Origin of the sequence: Bradyrhizobium sp. (assembly GCF_030646015.1) — a bacterium.
Classification (GTDB): Bacteria; Pseudomonadota; Alphaproteobacteria; order Rhizobiales; family Xanthobacteraceae; genus Bradyrhizobium.
Window position 1 is genome coordinate 53,655 of sequence record NZ_JAUSLT010000140.1, and the last position, 23,428, is coordinate 77,082.

Annotated in this window: 19 protein-coding genes; 9 read left to right on the forward strand and 10 right to left on the reverse strand. The window is 64.5% G+C overall.

Annotation, left to right across the window (positions count from 1 at the left end; translation table 11 throughout):
• Positions 1-165 precede the first annotated feature (165 nt).
• Entirely contained in the window at positions 166-1,500 is a 1,335-nt protein-coding gene (locus tag Q7T45_RS21795) for a dihydroorotase (RefSeq protein ID WP_304873480.1), read from the reverse strand.
• A 126-nt stretch (positions 1,501-1,626) separates the two neighbouring features.
• On the opposite strand from Q7T45_RS21795, the gene Q7T45_RS21800 reads away from it, so the two are divergent.
• From Q7T45_RS21800 to Q7T45_RS21825, 6 genes are all read left to right on the forward strand, one after another.
• On the forward strand, positions 1,627-2,508 hold the full coding sequence (locus tag Q7T45_RS21800) for a folate-binding protein YgfZ (RefSeq protein ID WP_304873482.1): 882 nt from the start codon (positions 1,627-1,629) through the stop codon (positions 2,506-2,508).
• The gene (locus Q7T45_RS21805) at positions 2,505-3,131 is read left to right on the forward strand and encodes a DNA-3-methyladenine glycosylase I (RefSeq protein WP_304873484.1); all 627 of its coding nucleotides are present in this window, start codon (positions 2,505-2,507) and stop codon (positions 3,129-3,131) included. The genes Q7T45_RS21800 and Q7T45_RS21805 overlap by 4 nt, the downstream gene beginning before the upstream one ends.
• Positions 3,128-3,745 carry an HD family hydrolase gene (locus Q7T45_RS21810; protein WP_304873485.1) on the forward strand — a complete coding sequence of 206 codons (618 nt, stop codon included), beginning with the start codon at positions 3,128-3,130 and terminating at the stop codon, positions 3,743-3,745. The genes Q7T45_RS21805 and Q7T45_RS21810 overlap by 4 nt, the downstream gene beginning before the upstream one ends.
• Before the next feature lie 134 nt (positions 3,746-3,879).
• Positions 3,880-4,386: a tyrosine phosphatase family protein gene (locus tag Q7T45_RS21815; protein ID WP_304873486.1), complete on the forward strand. Its 507-nt coding sequence runs from the start codon at positions 3,880-3,882 to the stop codon at positions 4,384-4,386.
• A gap of 19 nt (positions 4,387-4,405) precedes the next feature.
• Positions 4,406-5,383, forward strand: coding sequence for an NAD regulator (locus Q7T45_RS21820; RefSeq protein WP_304873487.1), 978 nt, complete (start codon positions 4,406-4,408; stop codon positions 5,381-5,383).
• A gap of 51 nt (positions 5,384-5,434) precedes the next feature.
• On the forward strand, positions 5,435-8,116 hold the full coding sequence (locus Q7T45_RS21825) for a DUF2339 domain-containing protein (protein ID WP_304873489.1): 2,682 nt from the start codon (positions 5,435-5,437) through the stop codon (positions 8,114-8,116).
• Between the two features lie 89 nt (positions 8,117-8,205).
• On the opposite strand, the gene Q7T45_RS21830 is transcribed toward Q7T45_RS21825, so the two are convergent.
• The 7 genes from Q7T45_RS21830 to Q7T45_RS21860 form a co-directional block, all read right to left on the reverse strand.
• On the reverse strand, positions 8,206-9,909 hold the full coding sequence (locus Q7T45_RS21830; protein WP_304873519.1) for a methyl-accepting chemotaxis protein: 1,704 nt from the start codon (positions 9,907-9,909) through the stop codon (positions 8,206-8,208).
• Positions 9,910-10,126: 217 nt separating this feature from the next.
• Positions 10,127-12,190, reverse strand: coding sequence for a methyl-accepting chemotaxis protein (locus tag Q7T45_RS21835; RefSeq protein WP_304873491.1), 2,064 nt, complete (start codon positions 12,188-12,190; stop codon positions 10,127-10,129).
• A 34-nt stretch (positions 12,191-12,224) separates the two neighbouring features.
• Positions 12,225-13,007 carry a carbonic anhydrase gene (locus Q7T45_RS21840; protein ID WP_304873493.1) on the reverse strand — a complete coding sequence of 261 codons (783 nt, stop codon included), beginning with the start codon at positions 13,005-13,007 and terminating at the stop codon, positions 12,225-12,227.
• Between the two features lie 604 nt (positions 13,008-13,611).
• Positions 13,612-13,845, reverse strand: a complete 234-nt coding sequence (locus Q7T45_RS21845) for a hypothetical protein (protein ID WP_304873495.1) — start codon at positions 13,843-13,845, stop codon at positions 13,612-13,614.
• 190 nt (positions 13,846-14,035) lie between these two features.
• Positions 14,036-14,635, reverse strand: coding sequence for a hypothetical protein (locus Q7T45_RS21850; protein WP_304873496.1), 600 nt, complete (start codon positions 14,633-14,635; stop codon positions 14,036-14,038).
• A gap of 119 nt (positions 14,636-14,754) precedes the next feature.
• Entirely contained in the window at positions 14,755-15,741 is a 987-nt protein-coding gene (locus Q7T45_RS21855) for an MDR family oxidoreductase (protein WP_304873497.1), read from the reverse strand.
• Positions 15,742-15,783: 42 nt separating this feature from the next.
• Positions 15,784-17,031 (reverse strand): MFS transporter, encoded by a 1,248-nt coding sequence (locus tag Q7T45_RS21860; RefSeq protein ID WP_304873498.1) that lies wholly within the window; start codon positions 17,029-17,031, stop codon positions 15,784-15,786.
• A gap of 379 nt (positions 17,032-17,410) precedes the next feature.
• Between Q7T45_RS21860 and nadA the strand changes: the two genes are divergently transcribed.
• The 3 genes from nadA to nadC all read left to right on the forward strand — a co-directional run bounded on the left by nadA (position 17,411) and on the right by nadC (position 21,185).
• Entirely contained in the window at positions 17,411-18,523 is a 1,113-nt protein-coding gene (nadA, locus tag Q7T45_RS21865) for a quinolinate synthase NadA (RefSeq protein WP_304873500.1), read from the forward strand.
• A 158-nt stretch (positions 18,524-18,681) separates the two neighbouring features.
• Positions 18,682-20,292, forward strand: coding sequence for an L-aspartate oxidase (locus Q7T45_RS21870; protein ID WP_304873503.1), 1,611 nt, complete (start codon positions 18,682-18,684; stop codon positions 20,290-20,292).
• A gap of 14 nt (positions 20,293-20,306) precedes the next feature.
• A complete protein-coding gene (gene nadC, locus Q7T45_RS21875) occupies positions 20,307-21,185 on the forward strand; it encodes a carboxylating nicotinate-nucleotide diphosphorylase (protein WP_370691335.1) in 879 nt (292 codons plus the stop codon).
• 56 nt (positions 21,186-21,241) lie between these two features.
• Here the strand turns inward: nadC and Q7T45_RS21880 are convergent, their stop codons facing one another.
• Together Q7T45_RS21880 and Q7T45_RS21885 are read right to left on the reverse strand one after the other, a co-directional pair.
• Positions 21,242-22,690 carry a cell wall hydrolase gene (locus tag Q7T45_RS21880; protein ID WP_304873507.1) on the reverse strand — a complete coding sequence of 483 codons (1,449 nt, stop codon included), beginning with the start codon at positions 22,688-22,690 and terminating at the stop codon, positions 21,242-21,244.
• 313 nt (positions 22,691-23,003) lie between these two features.
• The coding region (locus Q7T45_RS21885; protein ID WP_304873509.1) for a putative PEP-binding protein at positions 23,004-23,428 on the reverse strand (425 nt) is incomplete at its 5' end.

Genomic DNA, 23,428 nt, shown 5'->3' on the forward strand with positions numbered 1-23,428 from the left:
CAACCACCGCTGTCATCGCCCGGCCCCGACCGGGCGAATCCGCCCAGTATTCCAGAGACGTCAAAGATCCATCGAGAAGCCGCGGCGTACTGGATCACCCGGTCAAGCCGGGTGACGACAAATGAAATTGGCGCGACGGCGCTGGCTCCGTCTGGCTGCGTCACCTCACGCCTTCAGCGTCTCCAGAAACCGCACCGGCTCGCCGCTCGACGGCCCGACCAGTTCGCCCTGCCACATCACGCGACGCGCCCGCACCAACGTGCCGACCGGCCAGCCGGTGACGCGCACGCCGTGATACGGCGTCCAGCCGGCGCGCGAAGCTGTCCACTCGTCGGTGATGGTCTCGCTGCGCTTCAGATCGACAATGGTAAAATCCGCATCGTAACCGGCGGCGATGCGGCCCTTGCAGGCGATGTTGAACAGCCGCGCCGGGCCGGCGCTGGTGAGATCGACGAAGCGGGCAAGCGACAACCGTCCGGCGTTGACGTGATCGAGCATCAAGGGCACCAGCGTCTGCACCCCGGTCATGCCCGACGGCGAGGCCGGATAGGTTTTGGCCTTTTCCTCCAGCGTGTGCGGGGCGTGATCGGAGCCGAGCACGTCGATGATGCCCTGCTCGATGCCGCGCCAGATGCCCTGGCGGTGATCGGCCGAACGCACCGGCGGATTCATCTGCGCGCGGGTGCCGAGCCGCTCGTAGCATTCGGGCGCCGCCAAGGTGAGGTGATGCGGCGTCGCTTCGCAGGTGGCGACGTCCTTGTGGTCGCGCAGAAACTCGATCTCCTCCTTGGTGGAGATGTGCAGCACGTGAATCCGCTTGCCGGTTTCACGGGCGATCCTGACCAGGCGCTGCGTCGCCATCAGCGCCGCGATTTCGTCACGCCACACCGGATGCGATCGCGGATCGCCCTCGATGCGCAGGCCCTTGCGATCGTTGAGGCGATACTCGTCCTCGGCATGAAAGGCGGCCCGGCGCTGGATCACCTTGAAAATCCGCCGCAGGCTTTCGTCATCCTCCACCAGCAGCGCGCCGGTGGAGGAGCCGATGAACACCTTTACGCCGGCGCATCCGGGCGCGCGTTCCAGCTCAGGCAAATCGTCCACATTGTCGCGGGTGCCGCCGATGAAGAACGCGAAATCGCAATGCATGCGGTGGCGGCCGGCCTTCACCTTTCCGGCAAAGGTCTGCGCGGTCACGGTCAGCGGATCGGTATTCGGCATTTCGAACACCGCGGTGACGCCGCCCATGACAGCGCTGCGCGAACCGGTTTCGAGATCTTCCTTGTGGGTGAGACCCGGCTCGCGAAAGTGCACCTGGGTGTCGATCACGCCGGGCAGGATGTGCAGGCCCTTGCAGTCGATCACCTCACCGGCCAGTGCCTGGCCGAGCGAGCCGATCTCGGCGATGCGGCCGCCCACGAGGCCGATATCGCGCACGCCCTCGCCGTCCTGATTGACCACGGTGCCGGATTTTAGAATGGTATCAAATCGCTGACTCATGAAACCTCGGTGCCCGCTCTACGGAACTTGATGTCGCGGGCCTTGTTCGTGATACCTTAGCGGCTTACGTTGCCGTGTGATATCCGGCAGTCGCCTTTTCCCAAGAACTTTGCCAGAGAACCCCTTATGAAAGCAGCGTTTCTTCCCGACCGGGGCGTGGTCAAGGTCAGCGGCGAGGACGCCCGCAACTTTCTCAACGGCCTCGTCACCACCGACGCGACGCTGCTGCGCCCCGGGCTCGGCCGGTTCGGGGCATTGCTGACCCCGCAGGGCAAGATCACGGTTGATTTCCTCATCACCGAGGCGCCTGCCGGCCATGGCGGCGGCTTCCTGATCGACTGCCCGCGTGCGCTGGCGCAGGGCCTCGCCGCCAAGCTCGGTTTCTACAAGCTGCGCGCCAAGGTCGCGGTCGAGAACCTGTCGGACAGCCTCGGCGTGCTGGCGGCGTGGGATGGCGAGCCCGCGGTAAAACCCGATCTGGCCTTTGCCGATCCGCGCCAGGCCGCACTGGGCTGGCGAATCCTGGTGCCCGAAGAGCTTGCGCCAAAGCTCGCCGACCTGATCGGCGCGGAAATGGTCGACAGCTCAGCCTATGACGCGCATCGCATCGCCGCCGGCGTGCCGCGCGGCGGCCTCGACTTCATGTATGGCGACGCATTTCCGCACGAAACCAACATGGACCGCCTGCACGGCGTCGATTTCGACAAGGGCTGCTACGTCGGACAGGAAGTCGTGTCGCGGATGCAGCATCGCGGCACCGCGCGCACCCGGACCGTGCGCGTCATTCTCGAAGATTTTTCGCCGGAACCGGGCACCACGATTCTCGCCGGCGACAAATCGATCGGCACCATGGGTTCGACATCGGCCCAAAACGGTCTGGCGCTGATCAGGATTGATCGCGCCGCCGATGCGCTGGATGCGGGATTGCCGCTGACGTCCGGCGGCCTCGGCCTCCGCCTCGCCGATCCCGACGATATCCGTCCCGCCCCGAAGCAGACTGTGGCATGACGAAGTCGGCGCGCCTGCATGCCGACGGCCTGACGCGGTGCCCGTGGCCCGGCGACGATCCGTTCTACATGGCCTATCACGACACCGAATGGGGCGTACCGGAATATGACGACCGGGCGCTTTATGAAAAACTCATCCTTGATGGTTTTCAGGCAGGGCTGTCGTGGATCACGATCCTGCGCAAGCGCGACAATTTCCGAAAGGCCTTCGACGATTTCCAGCCCGAGAAGATCGCGCGCTACGGCGAGAAAAAAGTCCACGCCCTGATGAACGATGCCGGCATCGTCCGCAACCGTTCCAAGATCGAAGGCGCGATCAACAGCGCCAAGGGCTATCTGAAGATCATGGAAGAAGGCGCCGGCTTCTCGAAATTCCTGTGGGACTTCGTCGACGGCAAGCCGAAGGTCAACAATTTCAAGACCACCGCCAGCGTGCCGGCATCGACGCCGCTGTCGATCAAGATGTCGAAGGAGTTGCAGGCGCGCGACTTCAAGTTCGTCGGCCCGACCATCGTCTACGCCTTCATGCAGGCCACCGGCATGGTCAACGACCATCTGGTCACCTGCTTCTGCCATCAGGCCTGCGCCGGAAAACAGCGCAGCCCGCGTCTCAAAGCCAAATGACGCGGAAGAAACCGTCCGCGGTCACCTCCACCCGGGTCTGGCAGCGAATGTTGTCGGGACGCCGGCTCGATCTGCTCGATCCCTCGCCGCTGGATGTCGAGATCGCCGATATCGCCCATGGCCTGGCGCGGGTTGCGCGCTGGAACGGGCAGACCAGCGGCGCGCACATCTTCTCGGTGGCGCAGCACACGTTGCTGGTCGAAGCCGTGCTGCGCCAGCAAAAACCGCGGATCGACCTCAGCTTCCGGCTCGCGGCGATGCTGCACGACGCGCCGGAGTACGTCATCGGCGATATGATCTCACCGTTCAAGGCGGTGCTCGGCGGCGACTACAAGGTGGTCGAAAAGCGGCTGCTGGCGGCGATCCATATCCGCTTCGGACTGCCGCCGGTGCTGGCGGACCACATCACCCAGGCGATCAAGGCCGCCGACCGCGGCGCGGCCTATCTCGAGGCGACGAAGCTTGCCGGCTTCGCGGAAGCCGAAGCCCGCCGCCTGTTCGGCCGGGATCCCGGCCTGCCGCCGGCGACGCAGCAGGACTATTTGACGCCGTGGACCGCGGCCAAGGCCGAGAAGCAGTTTCTGGCGCGATTCGCGGCGTTGAACGCGCCGTAGGGTGGGCAAAGGCGCCCTTGCGCCGTGCCCACCATCGATCAAGCTCCAGCCTTCGGTGGTGGGCACGGCGCGAAGAGCGCCTTTGCCCACCCTACGCAGGTCGTACTATAATCGGCACGACACAAAGGACCGCCATGATTCACGTTTGTTCGCTCGCCGCACTCGCCGACACCGTCAAGGCCACCGGCGCCAGCCATGTCCTGACCGTGATGGCCAATGTCGCCCAGGTGCAGCGGCCGGAGTCGGTGCTCGAGGCCAATCATCTGAGAGTCCAGATGGATGACATCACCGAGCACATGGACGGTTTTCTGGCGCCGTCGGATATGCATATCGAGCAGGTGCTGAATTTCGTGCGCGGCTGGGATCGTAACGCGCCGCTGGTGGTTCACTGCTACGCCGGTATCAGCCGCTCGACCGCGAGCGCCTTCGCCGCCGCCTGCATGCTCAATCCGCATCGCGACGAGATTTCGATCGCGCGGCAAATCCGCGCCGCCTCCCCGATCGCGTCGCCGAACCGGCTGATCGTCAGCCTGGCGGACCGGGCGTTGGGGCGCGAGGGCCGGATGCTGCGCGCGCTCGACGAAATGGGCCCGGGCAGCATGCTGGTCGAAGGCCGGCCGTTCCGCGTCGATCTCGAATGATGTTCGCAAACGGCGCCAGATGAGCGAGAAGCTGCTGACGCCGATCGAAATCGGGCTGACCGCCGCCATCGTCGCCATCGAAGGCAACGAGCCCCTGATCCTCACCGCGTCCGCCGGCGATGGCGACAAGCTCGCCGGGCTGCCGTTCGGCCCGTTCGACGCGGTGTCGCACCGCACCTTCGAGATCGGGCTGCGCGCCTGGGTGGAAGAACAGGCCGGGTTGCGGCTGGGATACGTCGAGCAACTCTATACGTTCGGCGATCGCGGCCGGCATACCCAGGCCGGCGACACCGATGCCCATGTCGCCTCGATCGGTTACCTCGCGCTGACCCGCGCCGCCGACAACGCCTCGCGCGTGCCTGGTGCTACCTTCGAGCCCTGGTACCGCTTTTTCCCGTGGGAAGACTGGCGGGAAGCACGGCCCGGCATCATCGAGGCCGCGATCTTTCCCGCACTCACCAACTGGGCGGCCCAGTCCGAGCAACCGGACAGTGCCCGGGCGCTCAGCCGCAAGGATCGCGTCAAACTGTATTTCGGCGCCGAGGGCGCGCAGTGGGACGAGGAGCGCGTGCTCGACCGTTACGAGCTGCTCTACGAAGCCGGACTGGTCGAGGAGGCGCGGCGCGACGGCCGCCCGGCGGCGCTGGCGCGAGAGTCGCTTCCCATGCTCGGCGTTGCCATGCGCTTCGACCACCGCCGAATTCTCGCCACCGCGATCGCCCGGCTGCGCGCCAAGCTGAAATATCGCCCGGTGGTGTTTGAACTTTTGCCACCCGAATTCACACTTACTGAATTGCAGCGGACCGTGGAAGCGATCTCGGGGCGGCATCTGCACAAGCAGAATTTCCGCCGGCTGGTGGAAGCCGGAGCGCTGGTTGAACCGACCGGCGTGATGTCGACACAGACCGGTGGGCGGCCCGCCGCGCTGTTTCGATTCCGTCGCGAGGTGCTGCAGGAGCGGCCGGCACCGGGGCTGCGCGTACGCGGAAGACGCTGAAGATTTTTGATGCGGTAAGCCCCGACGCCGGGCCGATCGCCTGGAGGCTGGATGTTCGATTTGCCGTTCGACTTTTTTTCGCTGGTAGTTGCCATCGTCGGGCTCATCGTCGCCCGCAAGGCCTTCGATCAGATCGCGGTGCTGCGCGCGCGGCTGGATTTGTTGGAAACGTCGGCATCGCCGGCAGCCGCAACAAGAGCTGCACCGCCGCCATTGCCCGTCCATGAAACGCCGCTCGCACCATCGGCGGCGGACCAGACCCGGATTGAAACAACCGAAGCAGAGGCGCCGCCGATCCAGCCCGCAGCGGCGCAGCAGCCCGATTTGGAAATCCCCGCGTCCGCGCCGCCACCGCTTCCGCCAGCCGAACCCGGTTTCGAGGAGCGCATCGGCACCCGCTGGGTGGTTTGGGTCGGCGGCCTGACGCTGGCGCTCGGCGGCTTCTTCATGGTGCGCTATTCGATCGAGGCCGGGCTGCTCGGCCCCGGCGTGCGCACCATGCTGGGCGGCCTGTTCGCGCTGGCGCTGCTGGCAGCGGGCGAATGGACCCGGCGCAAGGAGAGCATTTCGGCGATCGAGGCGCTGCCGATCACCAATATCCCGGCCATCCTCACCGCCGCCGGGACCGCGGTGGCATTCGCCACGGTGTACGCCGCCTATGCGCTGTACGAATTTCTGGTGCCCGCCACCGCCTTCGTTCTGCTCGGCCTGGTGGCGCTGGGCACGCTCGCCGCAGCGCTGCTGCATGGGCCGGCGCTGGCCGGCCTCGGCATCGCCGCCGCCTTCGCCACGCCTGTTCTGGTCTCTTCCGACAAGCCGGATTTCTGGGCGCTCTATATCTATCTGGCCATCGTCACCGCGGCGGCGTTCGGGCTGGCGCGAATCAGGCTGTGGCGCTGGCTTGCGGTCACCACCCTCGTGTTCGCGCTGCTCTGGACCTTCCCCTGCCTGCAATGCGGGCCGTCGATGGTCGGGCCGCACGCGTTCCATGTGTTGGCGGGATTCATCCTCGCAGCATTGCTGGTGGTGTGCGGATTCATGTTCGGTCCGCCCGCTGAGCAGGGCGAGGTCGAACCGTTCTCGTCCGGTTCGCTGGCGGTCTATCTCTTGGGCGCCACCTTGATCGTGCTGAGCAGCGCGCATGCCGATACGGCCGTCATTGTGTTCACGCTATTGGTGGCCGGCACGCTGTTCGTGGCTTGGCGCGCGGAAGCGGCTACCGGCGCGGTCGGCGCAGCCGCCGTGCTGGTGTTCGTGGTGTTTGCCGAATGGGCGATCCGCGGCAATCCGGACATGCTGGTGCTGCCGGGCATCGGCCCTGCCGCCACCGACAGCGCCGTCATGATGCACCTCGTCGCCGCGGCGATCTTCGCCGCTGGATTCGGTATCGCCGGATTTCTGGCGCAGGGCCGCTCGGCCAGCGCCATCATCCCGGTGGTTTGGTCGGCCGCGGCCGTGTTCACACCGCTGGCGCTCTTGATCGCGCTCTATGCCCGCATCGCGCATCTCGATCGCTCGATCCCGTTTGCCATTCTGGCCGTGCTGCTGGCGGCCGCATTCGGCGCCGCGACCGAACTCCTTGCCAGGCGCGAGGACCGGCCCGGATTGCAGGTCTCGATCGCGCTGTTCGCCACCGGCGCACTCGCCGCGATGGCGCTGGCGCTGACCTTTGCGCTTGAAAAGGGCTGGCTGACCATCGCGCTGTCGCTGATGTCGCTCGGCACCGCATGGATCTCGCTGCAGCGGCCGATACCGTTCCTGCGCACGCTCGCCGCCATTGTCGCCGGCATCGTGGTGCTGCGGATCGGCTATGAGCCGCGCATCGTCGGCGACATGGTCGGCACCACGCCGATCTTCAACTGGCTGTTGTGGGGCTATGGCATTCCGGCGCTGTCGTTCTGGGCCGGAAGCATCTTCCTGCGCCGTCATGGCGACGATGCACCGCTGCGCACGGTGGAATCGGCGGCGATCCTGTTCACGGTGTTGCTGGTGTTCCTGGAAATCCGCCATGCCGTCAACGGCGGCGACGTGTACCGCGATTCCGCAGGCCTTACCGAAGTGGCGCTGCAGGTGTGCGCGGCACTGGCGATGGCGATCGGGCTGGAACGATTGCTGATCCGCACCGGTAGCGTTGTCCACGACATCGCTGCGATCGTGCTGACGCTGTTCGCCGGCACAGCCAGCGTGATCGGCCTGATGGTGCTGGAGTCGCCGATCTTCCGGCCGACCGATGTCGGCGGCGTGTTCTTCAACCTGCTGCTGCTCGGCTATGCCCTGCCCGCGGTGCTGGCGCTGCTATTGTCCTACGCGGTGGCGGGCCGGCGTCCGGCCAGCTATGCCAACACCATCGCAGCGGCGGCGCTGGTGCTGGCGCTGACCTATGTGACATTCGAAATCCGCAGGCTCTATCACGGTCCGGTGCTGACGCGCGGCCCCACCACCGGCGTCGAGCAGTACACCTACTCGATTGCGTGGCTGGCGTTCGGCGTGGCGCTGCTCGGCATCGGCATATTGGTCAACTCGCAGCGCGCCCGCCTCGCCTCAGCGGTAGTGATCGCGCTGACGATCCTGAAGGCGTTCCTGATCGACATGTCGACGCTGACGGGCGTTTACCGCGCGCTGTCGTTCATGTGTCTCGGGCTGGTGCTGGTGGCGATCGGCTGGCTGTACCAGCGCATCCTGTTCCGCAGGCAGAGACCGCCGGCTGCACCTGCCGCGCAGCCGGACGGCTAGGCGCGTTTTTTCGGGCCTGCCGCACACCATCCGATCCATCGCGGGTTGCCGCGACGCCAACGTGTCAGACGATTCGGGCCCGCCCCTTGTCAGGCCGCCCGCACCGAATTGAGGAACTTGCCGACCTCGAGCTTGAGGCGGTTGGAGTCGCCGGACAGCGACTGTGCCGCGGAGAGCACCAGCGAGGAGGCCGATCCGGTCTCGCTGGCGCCGCGCTGCACGTCGGTGATGTGCGTCGAGACCTGCTGGGTGCCCTGCGCGGCCTGCTGCACGTTGCGGGAGATTTCCTGCGTCGCCGCGCCCTGCTCTTCGACTGCCGAAGCGATGGTCGCGGAGATCTCGGACAGCTTTTCGATGGTGCCGCTGATCTCCCTGATGGCGTTGACCGAGTCCTGGGTCGCGGCCTGGATACCGGTGATCTGCTGACCGATCTCGCCGGTCGCCTTGGCAGTTTGCTCGGCGAGCGCCTTCACTTCCGAGGCCACCACCGCGAAGCCGCGGCCAGCTTCACCGGCACGCGCCGCCTCGATGGTCGCGTTCAGCGCCAGCAGATTGGTCTGGCCGGCGATGGTATTGATCAGTTCGACGACATCGCCGATGCGGGCCGCCGCCTTCGACAATTCGCCGACGCGATCGTTGGTGGTGCGGGCCTGGCCGACGGCATCATTGGCCATCCGCGCGGATTCCTGGACCTGACGGCTGATCTCGGTGACCGACGACGCCATTTCCTCGGTCGCGGACGCCACCGACTGCACGTTGGTGGAGGCTTCCTCGGAGGCGGCGGCGACCATGGTGGTGAGTTCCTGCGCGCGCTCGGCGGTCGATGTCAGCGTTCCGGCCGAAGCCTCCAGCTGGTTCGATGCGGAAGATACGGTCTCGACGATCTGTCCGACCGCGCCCTCGAAATCGTCGGCCATCTTGTTCATGTCCGACTTGCGCCGGGCAACGGAGCGGGTCTCGGCTTCCTTCTGCTCGGCCTCCAGTCCCTGCCGCGCGACCGCATTGCTTTTGAAGACTTCGACCGCCTTGGCCATCTCGCCGACCTCGTCGTTGCGGTCGATGCCGGATACCTCGACGTCGAGCTTGCCGCTGGCCAGATCATTCATCGTCACCGTCATGCGCTGCAGCGGCCGGGTAATGCTGCGAGCCACCAGCATAGACACGGCGAGCGTCAGCAGCAGCACCAGGCCGGCGGCCAACATCGCTGACCGGGTCGAAGCCCAGGTCTGCGCATTGAGGTCGTCGATATAGACCCCGGTGCCGATGACCCAGTTCCACGGCGCAAAGCCGGCAACGTAGGACAGCTTCGGCTGCGGTTTGTCGACACCCGGCTTCGGCCACTCATAGGGGACGAAACCCGCGCCGTCCTTCCGGACGACGTTGACGAAATCCACGAACAGGGCCTTGCCGTTCGGATCCTTGAATGTCGAAATATCGGTGCCGTTCATCTCCGGCTTCATCGGATGCATCACCATGCGCGGGTGCATGTCGTTGACCCAGAAATAGTCGTTGCTGCCATATCGGAGCGTCGCGACCCGGGCCAGCGCCCGCTTCTGCGCGTCAGCGTCGGTAATGCCGCCTTTCTGCACCAGGGCATGTTCTTCCTTGAGGATACCCAGCGCCAGTTCGGTCAGGTGCCGCAACTCGATCTGCTTTTGCTGATTGAGGCTCGACGCCAATTCGCGCGAGTCGAAGATGGCAATTCCCACAACGCCGATGAAGCTGAGGCCGATCAAGGCATAGATCTTGCGGCCGACGGTCATCTTGAACTGGCTCAGCATGGCAAACATCATCATCCTCCGCTGAAGAGCAGCCAGCTAGTCCGGGGGCGGACGTCGCGGGCGTAGGCGGTCGAACGGGAACCATCTTCGCGTTCGATGAGCGCCGTAACTGAGCCATACAGTTAATGATTTCAGCTGAGGTTAATGGGTAACACCGTATGAATACCGGGAAGCGAGCGGTATTCGCCGGCAGCCGCGCATGGAGCCGGGTGCCGACGGATACCTCTGATCAGGCCGCCCTCACCGTGTTGAGGAACTTGCCGACCTCGAGCTTGAGGCGGTTGGAGTCGCCCGACAGTGACTGCGCCGCAGAGAGCACCTGCGAGGAAGCCGATCCGGTCTCGCTGGCGCCGCGCTGCACATCCATGATGTTGGAGGAGACCTGCTGGGTGCCCTGCGCCGCCTGCTGCACATTGCGGGATATCTCCTGCGTCGCCGCGCCCTGCTCTTCCACCGCCGCCGCGATGGTCGATGAAATCTCGGACAACCTCTCGATGGTGCCGCTGATTTCCTTGATCGCGGTCACCGACTCCTGCGTCGCGGCCTGGATGCCGGTAATCTGCTGACCGATCTCGCCGGTGGCCTTGGCGGTCTGCTCTGCCAGCGCCTTGACCTCGGAAGCCACGACGGCGAAACCGCGACCGGCCTCACCGGCGCGCGCCGCCTCGATGGTGGCATTGAGCGCCAGCAGGTTGGTCTGGCCGGCGATGGTGTTGATCAGTTCGACGACGTCGCCGATGCGGGCGGCCGCCTTCGACAGTTCGCCGACCCGGTCGTTGGTGGTGCGGGCCTGATGGACGGCCTCATTGGCCATCCGCGAGGATTCCTGGACCTGACGGCTGATCTCGTTGACCGACGACGACAGTTCCTCGGTGGCGGAGGCCACCGACTGCACGTTGGTGGAGGCTTCCTCGGAGGCCGCAGCGACGGCGGTCGTCAGTTCCTGGGCACGATCGGCGGTCGAAGTAAGCGTACCGGCAGAGGCCTCCAGTTCGGTCGATGCCGAGGAGACGGTTTCGATGATCTCGCCGACTGCGCCTTCGAAATCGTCGGCGAGCTTGATCATATCGGCCTTGCGCTGCTGCGCGGCGATCTGATCCTGCTTCATCTTGGCTTCCGCTTCGTCGCGAGCCTTCTGCTCGGCCTTGACCTTGAAGGTCTCGACCGCCTGCGCCATGTCCCCAACCTCGTCGCCACGGCCGAGACCGGGCAGCACGACCTGGAAATTGCCTTCGGCGAGTTCGCGCATCCCTGCGCAAAGCCCGACCACCGGCCTGGAGATCGCGCGTCCGATCAACCATGCCAGCACCATCCCGAGGACCAGACTGCCGGCTGCAACCCAGACAATCATCGTGTTGGCCGACGCAATCAGGCTGGTCACCTCCTGCTCGATCTTGTGTTCTTCGGCGACCACGCTCTCCTTGATCGAAGCAGCTTCGGCGGCGATCGCACGGGCCGCCTTTCGCATCTCGCCGTTCATCAGGCCGCTTACTTCCTTGGAGTCGTGCATGGCCTTGACGAAGGCATCGTGGAATTTGTCGGCGTTGGACCTGACTTCATCGAATTGCTTGCGCACGTCCGGGTTGACTATCGCCGCATCGAAAGTCGCCAGAACGCGCTTGAGATCCGCAAAAGCGACTTCGGCGACCTTCACGAAGGCCTCGTCATGGCGCGCAAGCGCCTTGTCGGAGTTGAGGCGCACCTGCATGAGCAGTTTGATGGCCTCGCCGGCGAGGATCACGGTGTTGCTGTTGCCGGCCTGGACCGCGGCGTTCTTCTGCAGCCGCTCCAGATCGACGCGCAACTTCTGCCCGACCGGATCGAGCACTTCCTTGACCAGTTTTGCCTGATCGCGCTGCATCGGAACGACCTTGTCGAAATCCTTTGAATAGACGTCGAACTGATCGGACATCCCCTTCACCTTCGCGAGACGCTGGGGATCCTTGATACTTTTCAATGCCTGGTCGAGACGCTCGCGCACGATCTTGCGAGTCTTGTCGGCGGCGGCGAAGTTCTCCTCGATATTTTCCGAGACCTCACCGGCATAGCGCCGGAACGCCAGGAACTGCCGATCGATGTCACTGATGACGGCACCATTGGTCACTTTTCGCGAGTAGTCGGAGAAGTCCCGATCTATTTTCCCGAACTCCAGATAGGAAATGGCGGAAATCACGCCCGTTATGGTGAGGATACAGGCAAATCCGATCGCGATCTTGGTGCTGATTTTGCGGTTGGTAAAGAATCCGAACAGGCCGGACGACGCGACGCTGGCGGATGATGAAGACTGGCTCACAGTGCTATTCCTTCAATTTCAAGAATCTAGGAGATCAGGACGCGTCGATCACGAAGCGGCGATTGCGCTGCTGGATCGGACGGGCGTTCTTGGGAAACAGTGCGGCGAATTTCTGGATCTGCTCGACCGACGCCTCGACCGGCTCCTTGTGGACCGTCCAGGTGAGGCCTTCGGAACAGGGCGGCGTCGTCAGCGAACCCATGTAACGGAAGTAACCGCCGGTCTTCGGCAGGACGCCCGCGATATCGACCGAACCTGCAACCTTGACCTCCGGCCCTGCCTTGGCGGGCATCTGCTCGAAGAACGCCTTCAGTGCCGTGTTCGCCGCACCTGGCCGGATGAACACGCCGGTCACCGCGAGCGCTCCGGCGCTCGACTTGTGCACGAAGTGGCATTCCAGATCGAAGCCTTTTCCCGCCAGCAGGTGCTCGCTCGGGTGATGCATATGAAACTGCAGCAATTCATAACGCGCGCCGCCGATGACGCAGGCGCTGCCGGGATCGGCGTTGAACTGGATGGTATGGCCGTTGTTGACGATGCGGAGCGGTAGCGGCTTGTAATCATAATCGACCGAACCGACGTCGCCCTTGATGCCGTTACTGAGATCGATCGGCGTCTGCTCTACGCCGAGCTGGCACATCTTGAAATCGGATTGAAGTTCGCCCCACTTCTCGGGATTGCCATCGCCTTCGTAGCTCCAGTGAGCCGCTGCCGCGCCGCCATGCGCCGGCGCGTCCGATGCTATGGCTAGCCCCGCCTTGGCGCAGCAGGCGCAAGCCAGCGCGCCACGCAACAGCATTCGACGATCGATCGACATTCGTGTTCTCCGGATTGGTGGGATTGCAGAAAGAGGTTTTTCGTCTGCTTGCGAAGTTTGAGATTTCCACGCTCTGAGGATGAAATATTTGCCGCGCTTTCAGCGCAGCTCAGAGCTTCAGGGTGATGTCTCTGTGATTTCAACGCACTCTGTCGATTTTCCCTGACCGCGACCATGTCAAGCGTCAACAACACTTTATCTCGCTTGGGTTAGCAGCGACTTAGACCGCGCAACGACACTCCCACTCAAATCTTGCCACAACTCGCAAGAGAATATCGCTCGGGGCGTTTTCCTTCAGCGCAGCGAGAGGGCTCCATCGTCGAACACAGACGCGGCAAGCCAGGTCCCGATGCGGACGGTTTGAATGAGGATCACCATATAATTCTCACGTTGACCCGCTCACTGGCGCCAAAGGAGTCTGAAATTGGATTTGAATGAGAGCGACAATTGCTCTCGATCGAGAAAAACCTTTAAGGCCTCTCATGAATATAAATTTTCGGCCCCGTAGAACTACGGGAGAACGCTCCGGGCCGGAAATGCGCCGCTGAGACTGGAAAGTCGCTAAAGCGGTGGCGCAAAAGGCCGCCGCCGCAGCGCGCTAGATCTACCCCACCGTCTCCGCCACCAGGCGGACTCGAAAAACCGGCTTCTTGGCTTCGTCCAGCAGTTCCATGCGCCATTCGGCGTTTTGCTTGAGACCGCGTGAGATGCCGCCGAGCAGATTGCCGCAGACCTTGGTCATCTCGGCCCAGGCGTCTTCACGGCTCTCGAATTCAGTTCCGAGATCGGAAGCGCCCGAATAGCGGCCATGGCTAATCCGGAAGAAGTACAGCGACATTTTGCACCCAGTTTTTGGGCCGCCCCCACAGCCTGCCGAAGATGGACGAAAATGGCTCGCGAGTCGCTACCAACGGATGAAAACGCCAATCCGTATGACTACGGCATCACGCGCTGCACGGCGCCGCCGGCGTCCCCGCAACCAACCGGGAGGCGAACCTGAAGGCGTGATGGCTGACGCCGGTGACGTTTCAGTCGGTCGAGCGACGAAGTTCGGCTGCGCCCTCGGACTTCGCTGCTTCCGATGCGGCCGCGGACTTGACCGGATCGAGCTTGGCGCTCTCGACCTTCGGGGTTTCGACGCTTGCCGTGATGTCGTTCCGCGACGCGTCCGCCGAGCGGGCGTTGGCCGGCGCGTGCAGCGAACGGGGACGCGATACCGCGCGGGCCATCAGCATCTGGGCCGCGCCCTGATGGCGGAAATCGCAATAGGCGAAACCCATGCCCGACACCGAGCCGCGGAAGCTGCGCTCGTCCTTCTTCTCGAGATTGAAGCAGGGCTCGAACGGAACGCCCTTGATCGACGCGCAGACGGACTGGCCGCGAACCTGCAACGTATTGCCGGGAAGCCGCATGTGGCGCACCCGGGCGGCGCCGGAAAACTGTACGGCGCCAGCCGCACCCATGTCGTCGAGGATACGGCCAGAGCCGCGGGTGCCGTCGAAACAGGTAAAGGCGAAAACCTTACCGGCGACAAATCGGCGGGCCTCGTCGGCATTCATCTGCCCGGCCAGAGCGGGCGCGATGACCGCACCGGCCACGACGACCCCCAACACGAAACGCACAAACATGCTGCAACTCCGAACCTGACCTTGAGCCGCGGGTAACCACCTGATCACTCTTTACCCGCTGCTTACCATACCAACCGTGGCAACATTGGAGCAGCTTGGTTGGTAAAGTCTGAACGCCGTTAGAGAATTTTTACCACGATTCGACCGCGGACCTGCCCGGCGAGGATTTTGGCGCCGGCGGCGATGACTTCGCCCAATCCAATTTCATGAGTAATTTCAGCAAGTTTGCCATGATCCAGATCGCTGGAAAGGCGGCTCCAGGCGGCCCTGCGCAGCTCGATCGGACACATCACCGAATCGATGCCGAGAAGGCACACTCCGCGTAAAATAAACGGCGCCACCGAGGATGGCAGGTCCATGCCGGCGGCGAGGCCGCAGGCGGCAATGGCGCCGCGGTATTTCGTCATCGAGAGCAGGTTGGCCAGCGTGGTCGAGCCGACGCTGTCGATCCCGCCCGCCCAGCGCTCCTTGGCCAGCGGCTTGGCCGGCCCCGACAGCTCGGCGCGGTCGATCACCTCGACCGCACCGAGGCCCTTCAGGTAATCGGCTTCCGACATCCGGCCGGTCGAGGCGATGACGTGATGACCGAGTTTTGACAGCACGGCGGTGGCGACCGAGCCGACCCCGCCGGCCGCGCCGGTGACGACGATGGGGCCATCCCCGGGGGTCAGGCCATGCTTTTCCAGCGCCATCACCGCAAGCATGGCGGTGAAACCGGCAGTGCCGATCGCCATGGCGTCGCGTGGCGACATTCCCTCGGGCAGCCGCACCAGCCAGTCGCCCTTGACCCGCGCCTTTTCGGCGTAGCTGCCCAGATGGGTCTCGCCCATGCCCCAGCCGGTGCAGACCACCTTGTCGCCGGCCTTCCACGCCGGATGCGACGACTGCTCGACGGTGCCGGCGAAATCGATGCCCGCGATCATCGGAAAGCGCCGCACCACCGGCGCCTTGCCAGTGACGGCCAGGCCGTCCTTGTAGTTCAGATCAGAATATTCGACGGCGACCGTGACGTCGCCTTCCATCAATTCGGCTTCGTCGAATTGCGTGAGCGCGGCAGTGGTGCCCTTTTCCGCCTTGTCGATCCTGATCGCCTTGAACATTGCCAACGTAAACTCTCCCCAAACTCTTGATCGGGGATGTTTACCTCATCAGGCCGGTTGCGCAACCGGGCGCGCCACCGGCGCCTCGACGATCGGCAGGTTGATCAGCGCCGACAGCACGCCGAACAGCACCGAAAGCCACCAGATCGGCGTGTAGGACCCGAACTGCTCGAACACGATGCCGCCGAGCCATACGCCGAGGAAGCCGCCGACCTGATGGCTGACAAAGGCAAATCCATACAGCGTGGCGAACCAGCGGGTGCCGAACATCAGCGCGACCAGCGCCGAGGTCGGCGGCACCGTCGACAGCCAGGTCAGCCCGGTGATGGCGCCGAACACGATCGCCGAAAAGGTGGTGATCGGGAACGAGATGAAGGCGACGATCGACAGCGCGCGGGTGAAATAGATCACCGACAGGATGTAACGCTTGGGAAATATGTTCTGCAGCCAGCCGACGCCCAGCGAGCCGATGATGTTGAACAGGCCGATGGCGGCGATCACCCAGCCGCCGGTTTGCGTGGTGACACCGCGGTCGGACAGATAGGCCGGCAGATGCACGGTGATGAAGGCGAGCTGAAAGCCGCAGGTAAAGAAACCCAGCACCAACAGCACGTAGGAGCGATGGCCGAACGCTTCCGCCAGCGCCGTCCTGAAGGACTGCTGCTCCACGACAGGCACATTGGTTGCGGTCGCGGGCGGGGTCGCCAGCGCCAGCGACAGCGGAAGGATCAGCAGCATCAGGCCGGCGAACACGATCAGCGCCGACTGCCAGCCGAAATTGTCGATCAGCGCCACGCCGAACGGCGCGAACAGGAATTGCCCGAACGACCCGGCGGCGGTGCCGGCGCCGAGCGCGATGCCGCGCTTCTCGGGCGGCAGCAGCTTGCTGAATGCCGAGAGCACGAGGTTGAACGAACAGCCCGAAAGCCCGAAGCCGATCAGGACGCCAGCACTGATATCCAGCGACAGCGGCGTGGTGGCGTAGCGCATCATCAACAGGCCGCCGGCGTACAGCAGCGCGCCGACAACCATCACGCGCATGACACCGAAGCGGTCGGCGATCGCGCCGGCAACTGGCTGGCCCAGCCCCCACAACAGGTTTTGCAGCGCCAGCGCCAGGCCGAAGACGTCGCGGCCCAGGGAAAGATCCCGGCCCATCGGCTGAATGAAAAAGCCGACGCTGGATCGCGGCCCGAAACTCAGCAGCGCGATCGCGCAGCCGCAGATGATGATCACCAGCGGCGTCCGCCAGCCGAAGCCTTGAGATGGGCGGAGTTCGGCTGCGCTGGTCGTCATGGAATTCCCCGATGGTTGGCTTCGAACCGGCAAGGCCGGCGAGCTCATGACACGGAGTTAATGCATTCGCATGAAAATCCCAATCGTCCGATCCGGAAAATCACGCCCTGCATTGCAGCGTTGCAAATCGCGTCGGGCAGAAATGAAGAATTGGCAGTCCGGACATCTGGCGGTGCGCTGAAAGGGATGCTATGTTTGTTTTGCTCTAAATGAGGATAAGATGATTTCCCCGCGACGAGCCGAACGCTCTGCGCGGCTGCAGGTCGGTCCGAACTGAACGTTACGCCGCTTTCGAAAACGCCGGCCCCTCGTGGCCGGATTTCTCAGAACCCATATATGCTCATATTGAGCATATATAAACCTTACGAGGGAGGCACCCATGCCGATCGCTGGAATCTACGGTCCTGACGATTTCGGAAACCCGGACCACGGCCATCCCGCCGCCCAGGCGCGCAGCCGCGTGACCGCCGCCGAGCGGGCCCGGGCGCTGCCGATGCCATCGCTCGAATGGACGCCCGAGGTCGAGCGGGACACCGCGCATCTCTATGCGCGCGTGAAGAAGGTGATCTCGCCGGCCGAGTGGCCGTTCATGGCGCCCTATATCAAGGCGATCAACGAGCTGAAGAAGACGCGCGACGCGGTGATCCTGGCGCATAATTACCAGACGCCGGAGATCTTCCATTGCGTCGCCGATATCGGCGGCGATTCGCTGCAGCTGGCGATCGAAGCCACCAGGGTAAAATCCGGCATCATCGTGCAGTGCGGCGTGCACTTCATGGCGGAGACGTCGAAGATCCTGAATCCGCACAAGACGGTGCTGATCCCGGACAAGCGCGCCGGCTGCTCGCTGGCATCGAGCATCACCGGCGCCGACGTGCGGCTGTTGCGCGAGCGTTTTCCTGGCGTGCCCGTGGTCGCCTATGTCAACACATCGGCCGACGTCAAGGCGGAGGTCGATATCTGCTGCACCTCGTCCAACGCGGTCGAGGTGGTGGAGAGCCTGGGTGCGCCGACCGTGATCTTTCTGCCGGACCAGTATCTGGCGAAATATGTCGCATCGAAAACCAGCGTGAAGATCATCGCCTGGAAGGGCGCCTGCGAGGTGCACGAGCGCTTCACCGGCGACGAGCTGCGCGCCTATCGCGAGGCCGATCCCTCGGTACAGATCATCGCGCATCCGGAATGCCCGCCGGACGTGCTGGCAGAGGCCGATTTCACCGGCTCGACCGCGCACATGATCAACTGGGTTCGCAGCAACCGTCCGAAGCGCGTGGTGATGATCACCGAATGCTCGATGGCGGACAACGTCAGGGCCGAACTGCCCGGTATCGAAATGGTGCGGCCGTGCAATCTGTGCCCGCACATGAAGCGGATCACGCTGCCGAAGATTCTGGACAGCCTGATCTACCTGCGTGAGGAGGTCACCGTCGATCCCGTGATTGCCGAACGAGCGCGGCGTTCGGTCGAGCGGATGATCAATCTGAAGAATTAAGTTCGTCGTCCCCGCCTAGTGCGCAATGGCGCACGGGGCGCGGGGACCCATAACCACCGTTGCTGATGATTAGCAACGACTCTCACCAACCGACACAACTAACGGCGCGGCGTATGGGTCCATGCGTTCGCAGGGACGACGAAGGAGAGGAAGCTGACATGACAGCCCACGATTACGACGACCTCACCCGCAGCACCGACGACGTCGTCATCGTCGGTGGCGGCCTTGCCGGATTGTTTTGCGCGCTGAAGCTGGCGCCGCGTCCGGTCACCGTGGTTTCCGCGGCGCCGCTCGGCCAGGGCGCCTCGACGGCCTGGGCACAGGGCGGCATCGCGGCGGCCGTCGCCGAGGGGGACAGCGCGGAGGCGCACGCGGCCGACACCGTCGCGGTCGGCGCCGGCCTGGTCGATGAGCGCATTGCGCTCGGCCTCGCGCGCGAAGCCGGCGCACGCATTCATGATCTCCTGCATTACGGCGTCCCGTTCGATCGCGACATCGAGGGAAAACTCGCGGTTGGCCGCGAGGCCGCGCATTCGGCGCGGCGCATCGTGCATGTGCGCGGCGACATGGCGGGCATGGCGATCATGACGGCGCTGATCGAAGCCGTCCGCCGCACGCCCTCGATCCGGGTGATCGAAGGATATACCGCCGAGGCGCTGTTGACGGAGGATGGCGCGGTCACCGGACTGCAGCTGCGCCATATCGGCGATGCCACCACCGGACCGGTGACCATCGCGTCGCGCGCGGTGGTGCTGGCGACCGGCGGCATCGGCCGCCTCTACGCGGTGACGACCAACCCGGCCGAAGCCGGCGGCCTTGGCCTCGCCATCGCCGCGCGCGCCGGCGCCGTGATCGCCGATCCGGAATTCGTGCAGTTTCATCCCACCGCGATCATGGCCGGCCGCGATCCGGCGCCGCTGGCGACCGAAGCGCTGCGCGGCGAAGGCGCCACCCTGATCAACGATCGGGGCGAGCGCTTTATGCCGGCACTGCACCCGCTCGCCGAACTGGCGCCGCGCGATATCGTGGCGCGCGGCGTATTCGCCGAGATCGCCGCTGGCCGTGGCGTGTTCCTCGACGCGACCAAGGCGCTCGGCGCGCATTTCGCCGGGAAATTTCCGACCGTCCATGCCAGCTGCCTCGCCGCCGGCATCGATCCGGCGACGCAGCCGATCCCGGTCGCACCCGCCGCGCATTACCACATGGGCGGCATATCGGTAGACTGGCACGGCCGCAGCTCGATCGAGGGCCTGTGGGCCGGTGGCGAAGTCTCCTGCACCGGCGCGCATGGCGCCAACCGGCTGGCATCGAATTCGCTGCTCGAAGCCGTGGTCTATGCCGCGCGTATCGCCGAGGATATTGCGGGCCACGCGATTGCTCCGCCTGCGCGCCTGTCTTTCGCGTCGATCAATCAGCAGAACCGCGCGATGTCAGCACTATCGGAAGCCCGGCTGCGGGCGATGATGACCTCGCATGTCGGCGTCATCGGCGATGGCGATCGTCTGGCCGGAGCGATACGCGCCTTCGCGGATATCGAGCGGCAGTGCGGCAACGTCGCGCTGCGCAATATGGCGACGACGGCCCTGTTGGTGGCGGCATCCGCCTGGACGCGGCGCGAAAGCCGTGGCGCGCACTACCGCATCGATTGTCCGGTCGAGAAGCCGGCGCTGGCGCATCGCACCATGACGACGCTGGCCGCGGCGCGCGAAATCGCCGCGTCGCTCGCTGAGTGTTCCGAGTTGCGGGTCCCGCAACCGATCACCGCCTGATGGGAGTAGCCTTCGTGACAACACCCGCCTCACTTTTGAATCCGGAAGCCTTTCTGTCGCCACTCGCGATCGACGAGGCCGTGCAGCGTGCCCTCGACGAGGATCTCGGCCGCGCCGGCGACATCACCTCGATCGCCACCATTCCGGAGGCGACCAAGGCCCATGCCATCCTGATCGCACGGCAGTCGGGCATCATCGCCGGATTGCCGCTGGCGGTTGCCACGTTCCAAAGGCTGTCGCCGGATATCAGCATCGAGGCTCATTTTCGCGATGGCGCGACCGTCGCGGCGGGTGTGCAGGTGCTGACGATTTCGGGGCCGGCGCGCGCCGTGCTGGCCGGCGAGCGCACCGCCCTGAATTTCGTCGGCCGGCTCTCCGGCATCGCCACGTTGACATCGGATTATGTGCGCCGTGCCGCCGGCACCCAATTACGGATCTGCTGCACCCGCAAGACCACGCCGGGGCTGCGCGCGCTGGAGAACTACGCGGTGCGCTGCGGCGGCGGCTTCAATCACCGCTTCGGGCTCGACGAGGCGATCCTGATCAAGGACAACCACATCGCGGTCGCCGGCGGCGTGCGGCCGGTGCTGGAGCGTGCGCGGGCCCACATCGGACACCTCGTCAAGGTCGAGATCGAGGTCGATACGCTGGCGCAGTTGCGCGAGGTGCTCAACAGCGGGCTCGCCGACGTGGTGCTGCTGGACAATATGGATATCGCCATGCTGACCGAGGCGGTGAAGCTGGCCAGCGGCCGCGTGGTGCTGGAGGCCTCCGGCGGCGTCACGCTGGACTCGATCGCGAACATCGCAAAGACCGGCGTCGACTACGCCTCGGTGGGTGCGCTGACGCACTCCGCACCCAACTTCGACGTCGCGCTGGATATTGATGCGTGACCCACGTCATCCTGAGACGCGCGCAAGAGCGCGCTCCTCAAGGATGACGATTTGAGTCAGCGCTTCGCGCTGGCCAGTTCGGCGGAGCTTTGCGCGGCTTCAGCGAGCTTCGCCGAGATTTCCGCGGTTTGCGCCGTGGTGCCCCAGCTCGGCGCTTCGCTGCCGTCGCCCCAGTTACGCGGCCGATAGAAGGTATGCACGCCGGTTTTGTACATCTTCTTCATCTCGCTGACCCAGGACGGGCGTACCCAATAGGCGTGGTAGTGGGTCGATTTCGCCACCTCCGGCAGCCAGAGCTGGCCGTCGAGCATCGCTTTCGCGATCTTTTTGGCGCGCTCCCACATGTCGGGCTCTTTTACCACGTCGGGGTTGTTGTCGCAGGCGAAGGTGAACTGGCAGGCGAGATGGCGGTGCTTGTTCTGGTAGACCACGCCACACACCGTGTCGGGATATTTGCCGGAGAAGGCGCGGTTCAGCACCACCTGCGCCACCGCGATCTGGCCGCGCACGGCTTCGCCGCGCGCCTCGAAATAGATCACTTCCGTGAGGCATTTTTCCGATTTGGCGCGTGACTTTTCGTCCAGCAGGCCAAGGCGCTCGGCCGGAGTCTTGGCGCGCTGGTTGTCGGCGTTGACTTCACCCTTGGCGGCAATGCTCTCGCCACTCTCGACGACCTTGGACGGCTCATCGGCCGGCGGCGGCAGCGACGCCATCACCTTCAGGTCCGGATCGGGCGCTTGCGGCAGCACGATCATCGGTTCTTCGCCGGGTTGCCAGCGCTCCATGCTCTCGGCCGAGCCGAGCGAAGAGCTTCCGAAGAACAGGCTGGAGGTCTTGAACGAGAAATGGTCGCGCGCCGGCGCCGGTTCGACTGCCGTAACGGCTCTGGACGGGACTTTCAGTTCGTCGAGCGGCTGGGCCTCGAGCGACATCGCAACATCGTAATGCGCCAGCGGCGGCGCGCTCAGCGCGGCCGCGAGTTCCGGATCGAGTTTTGCAGGCTCGGCAACCGGGACAGCATCCGCGGTTTTGGCGCCCTTCACGGATGCATTCGAAGTCGATGGATCTTCCCAAGCGGGCGCGCCCCCGGTGGGCGCCGGCGAAGTCGCTTCGGGCGTGACCGTGACGAGGCGGTCGCCCTTCAGGGTACGGTCGACTCGCGGGAAATCGGACACCTGATAGCGCGGCGGCGCCTGCACGATCGGATTGCGCGTCACCGAGCCCGTGATGTCGATGCCCTGATTGTCGAGACGGGCCAGCCGATAGCTCACGGTCTGCGGCGTGGCGGTTCCGATCGGGCGGCCGAAGCTGTAGGTGGCGAGCTGGATGTTGCTGGCAGCGGAGGAGACACGCTTCTGCCAGCGCTCGGCGACACCGGGCTGCCTTGCCAGCAGCGATGCGATATCCTGGTATCCTAGCTCGGTCGGGATCAATGCGAAGATGCAAAGACCCAGACCGAAGGGCGCAAAACGCGCGCCCTTCGGCCGGTTACGCACTACTGACATCGATTACGCTCACGCAACGCTTACACACACAAAATCGAATTTCAGTACATCCGTAAAATTCGACCTTTTTTGTTGGTATCGAATTTAGGTTGCCGGGGCGTTAATCAGGGTTGCACACGCGATACACGCAAGGAAACGTTGCGGTTGGCGGAATGGCTTCGAAAAGCTTGGTAAACAGGCGCCCGACGAAAATGGTAAACGTCGCGTCAACGAAGTTGAGTTCCCGCAGCATGACGGGGTCCCGTATTGGCACAGACGAAAAATGGCCGGGGAGATCCCCGGCCATTTCGGTCTCAACAGATGTTGTCGTGCCTCAGGCCTGGCTGGCGACGGCCTTGCCGAGGGCGGCTTGCGCTGCGGCCAGCCGCGCGATCGGCACGCGGTAGGGCGAGCAGGACACATAGTCCAGCCCGATCTCGTGGCAGAACGCCACCGAAGCCGGATCGCCGCCGTGCTCGCCGCAGATCCCGACCTTGAGATTGGGGCGGGTCTTGCGCCCGCGCGCCACGCCGATCTTGACCAACTCGCCGACACCGTCGCGATCGACCGAGATGAACGGGTCGATCTCGAGGATGCCCTTGGCAACATAGGTGCCGAGGAAGCTCGCGGCGTCGTCGCGGCTGATGCCGTAGGTGGTCTGGGTCAGATCGTTGGTGCCGAACGAGAAGAACTCGGCGGTCTTGGCGATGTCGCCGGCCATCAGGCACGCGCGCGGCAACTCGATCATGGTGCCGACCT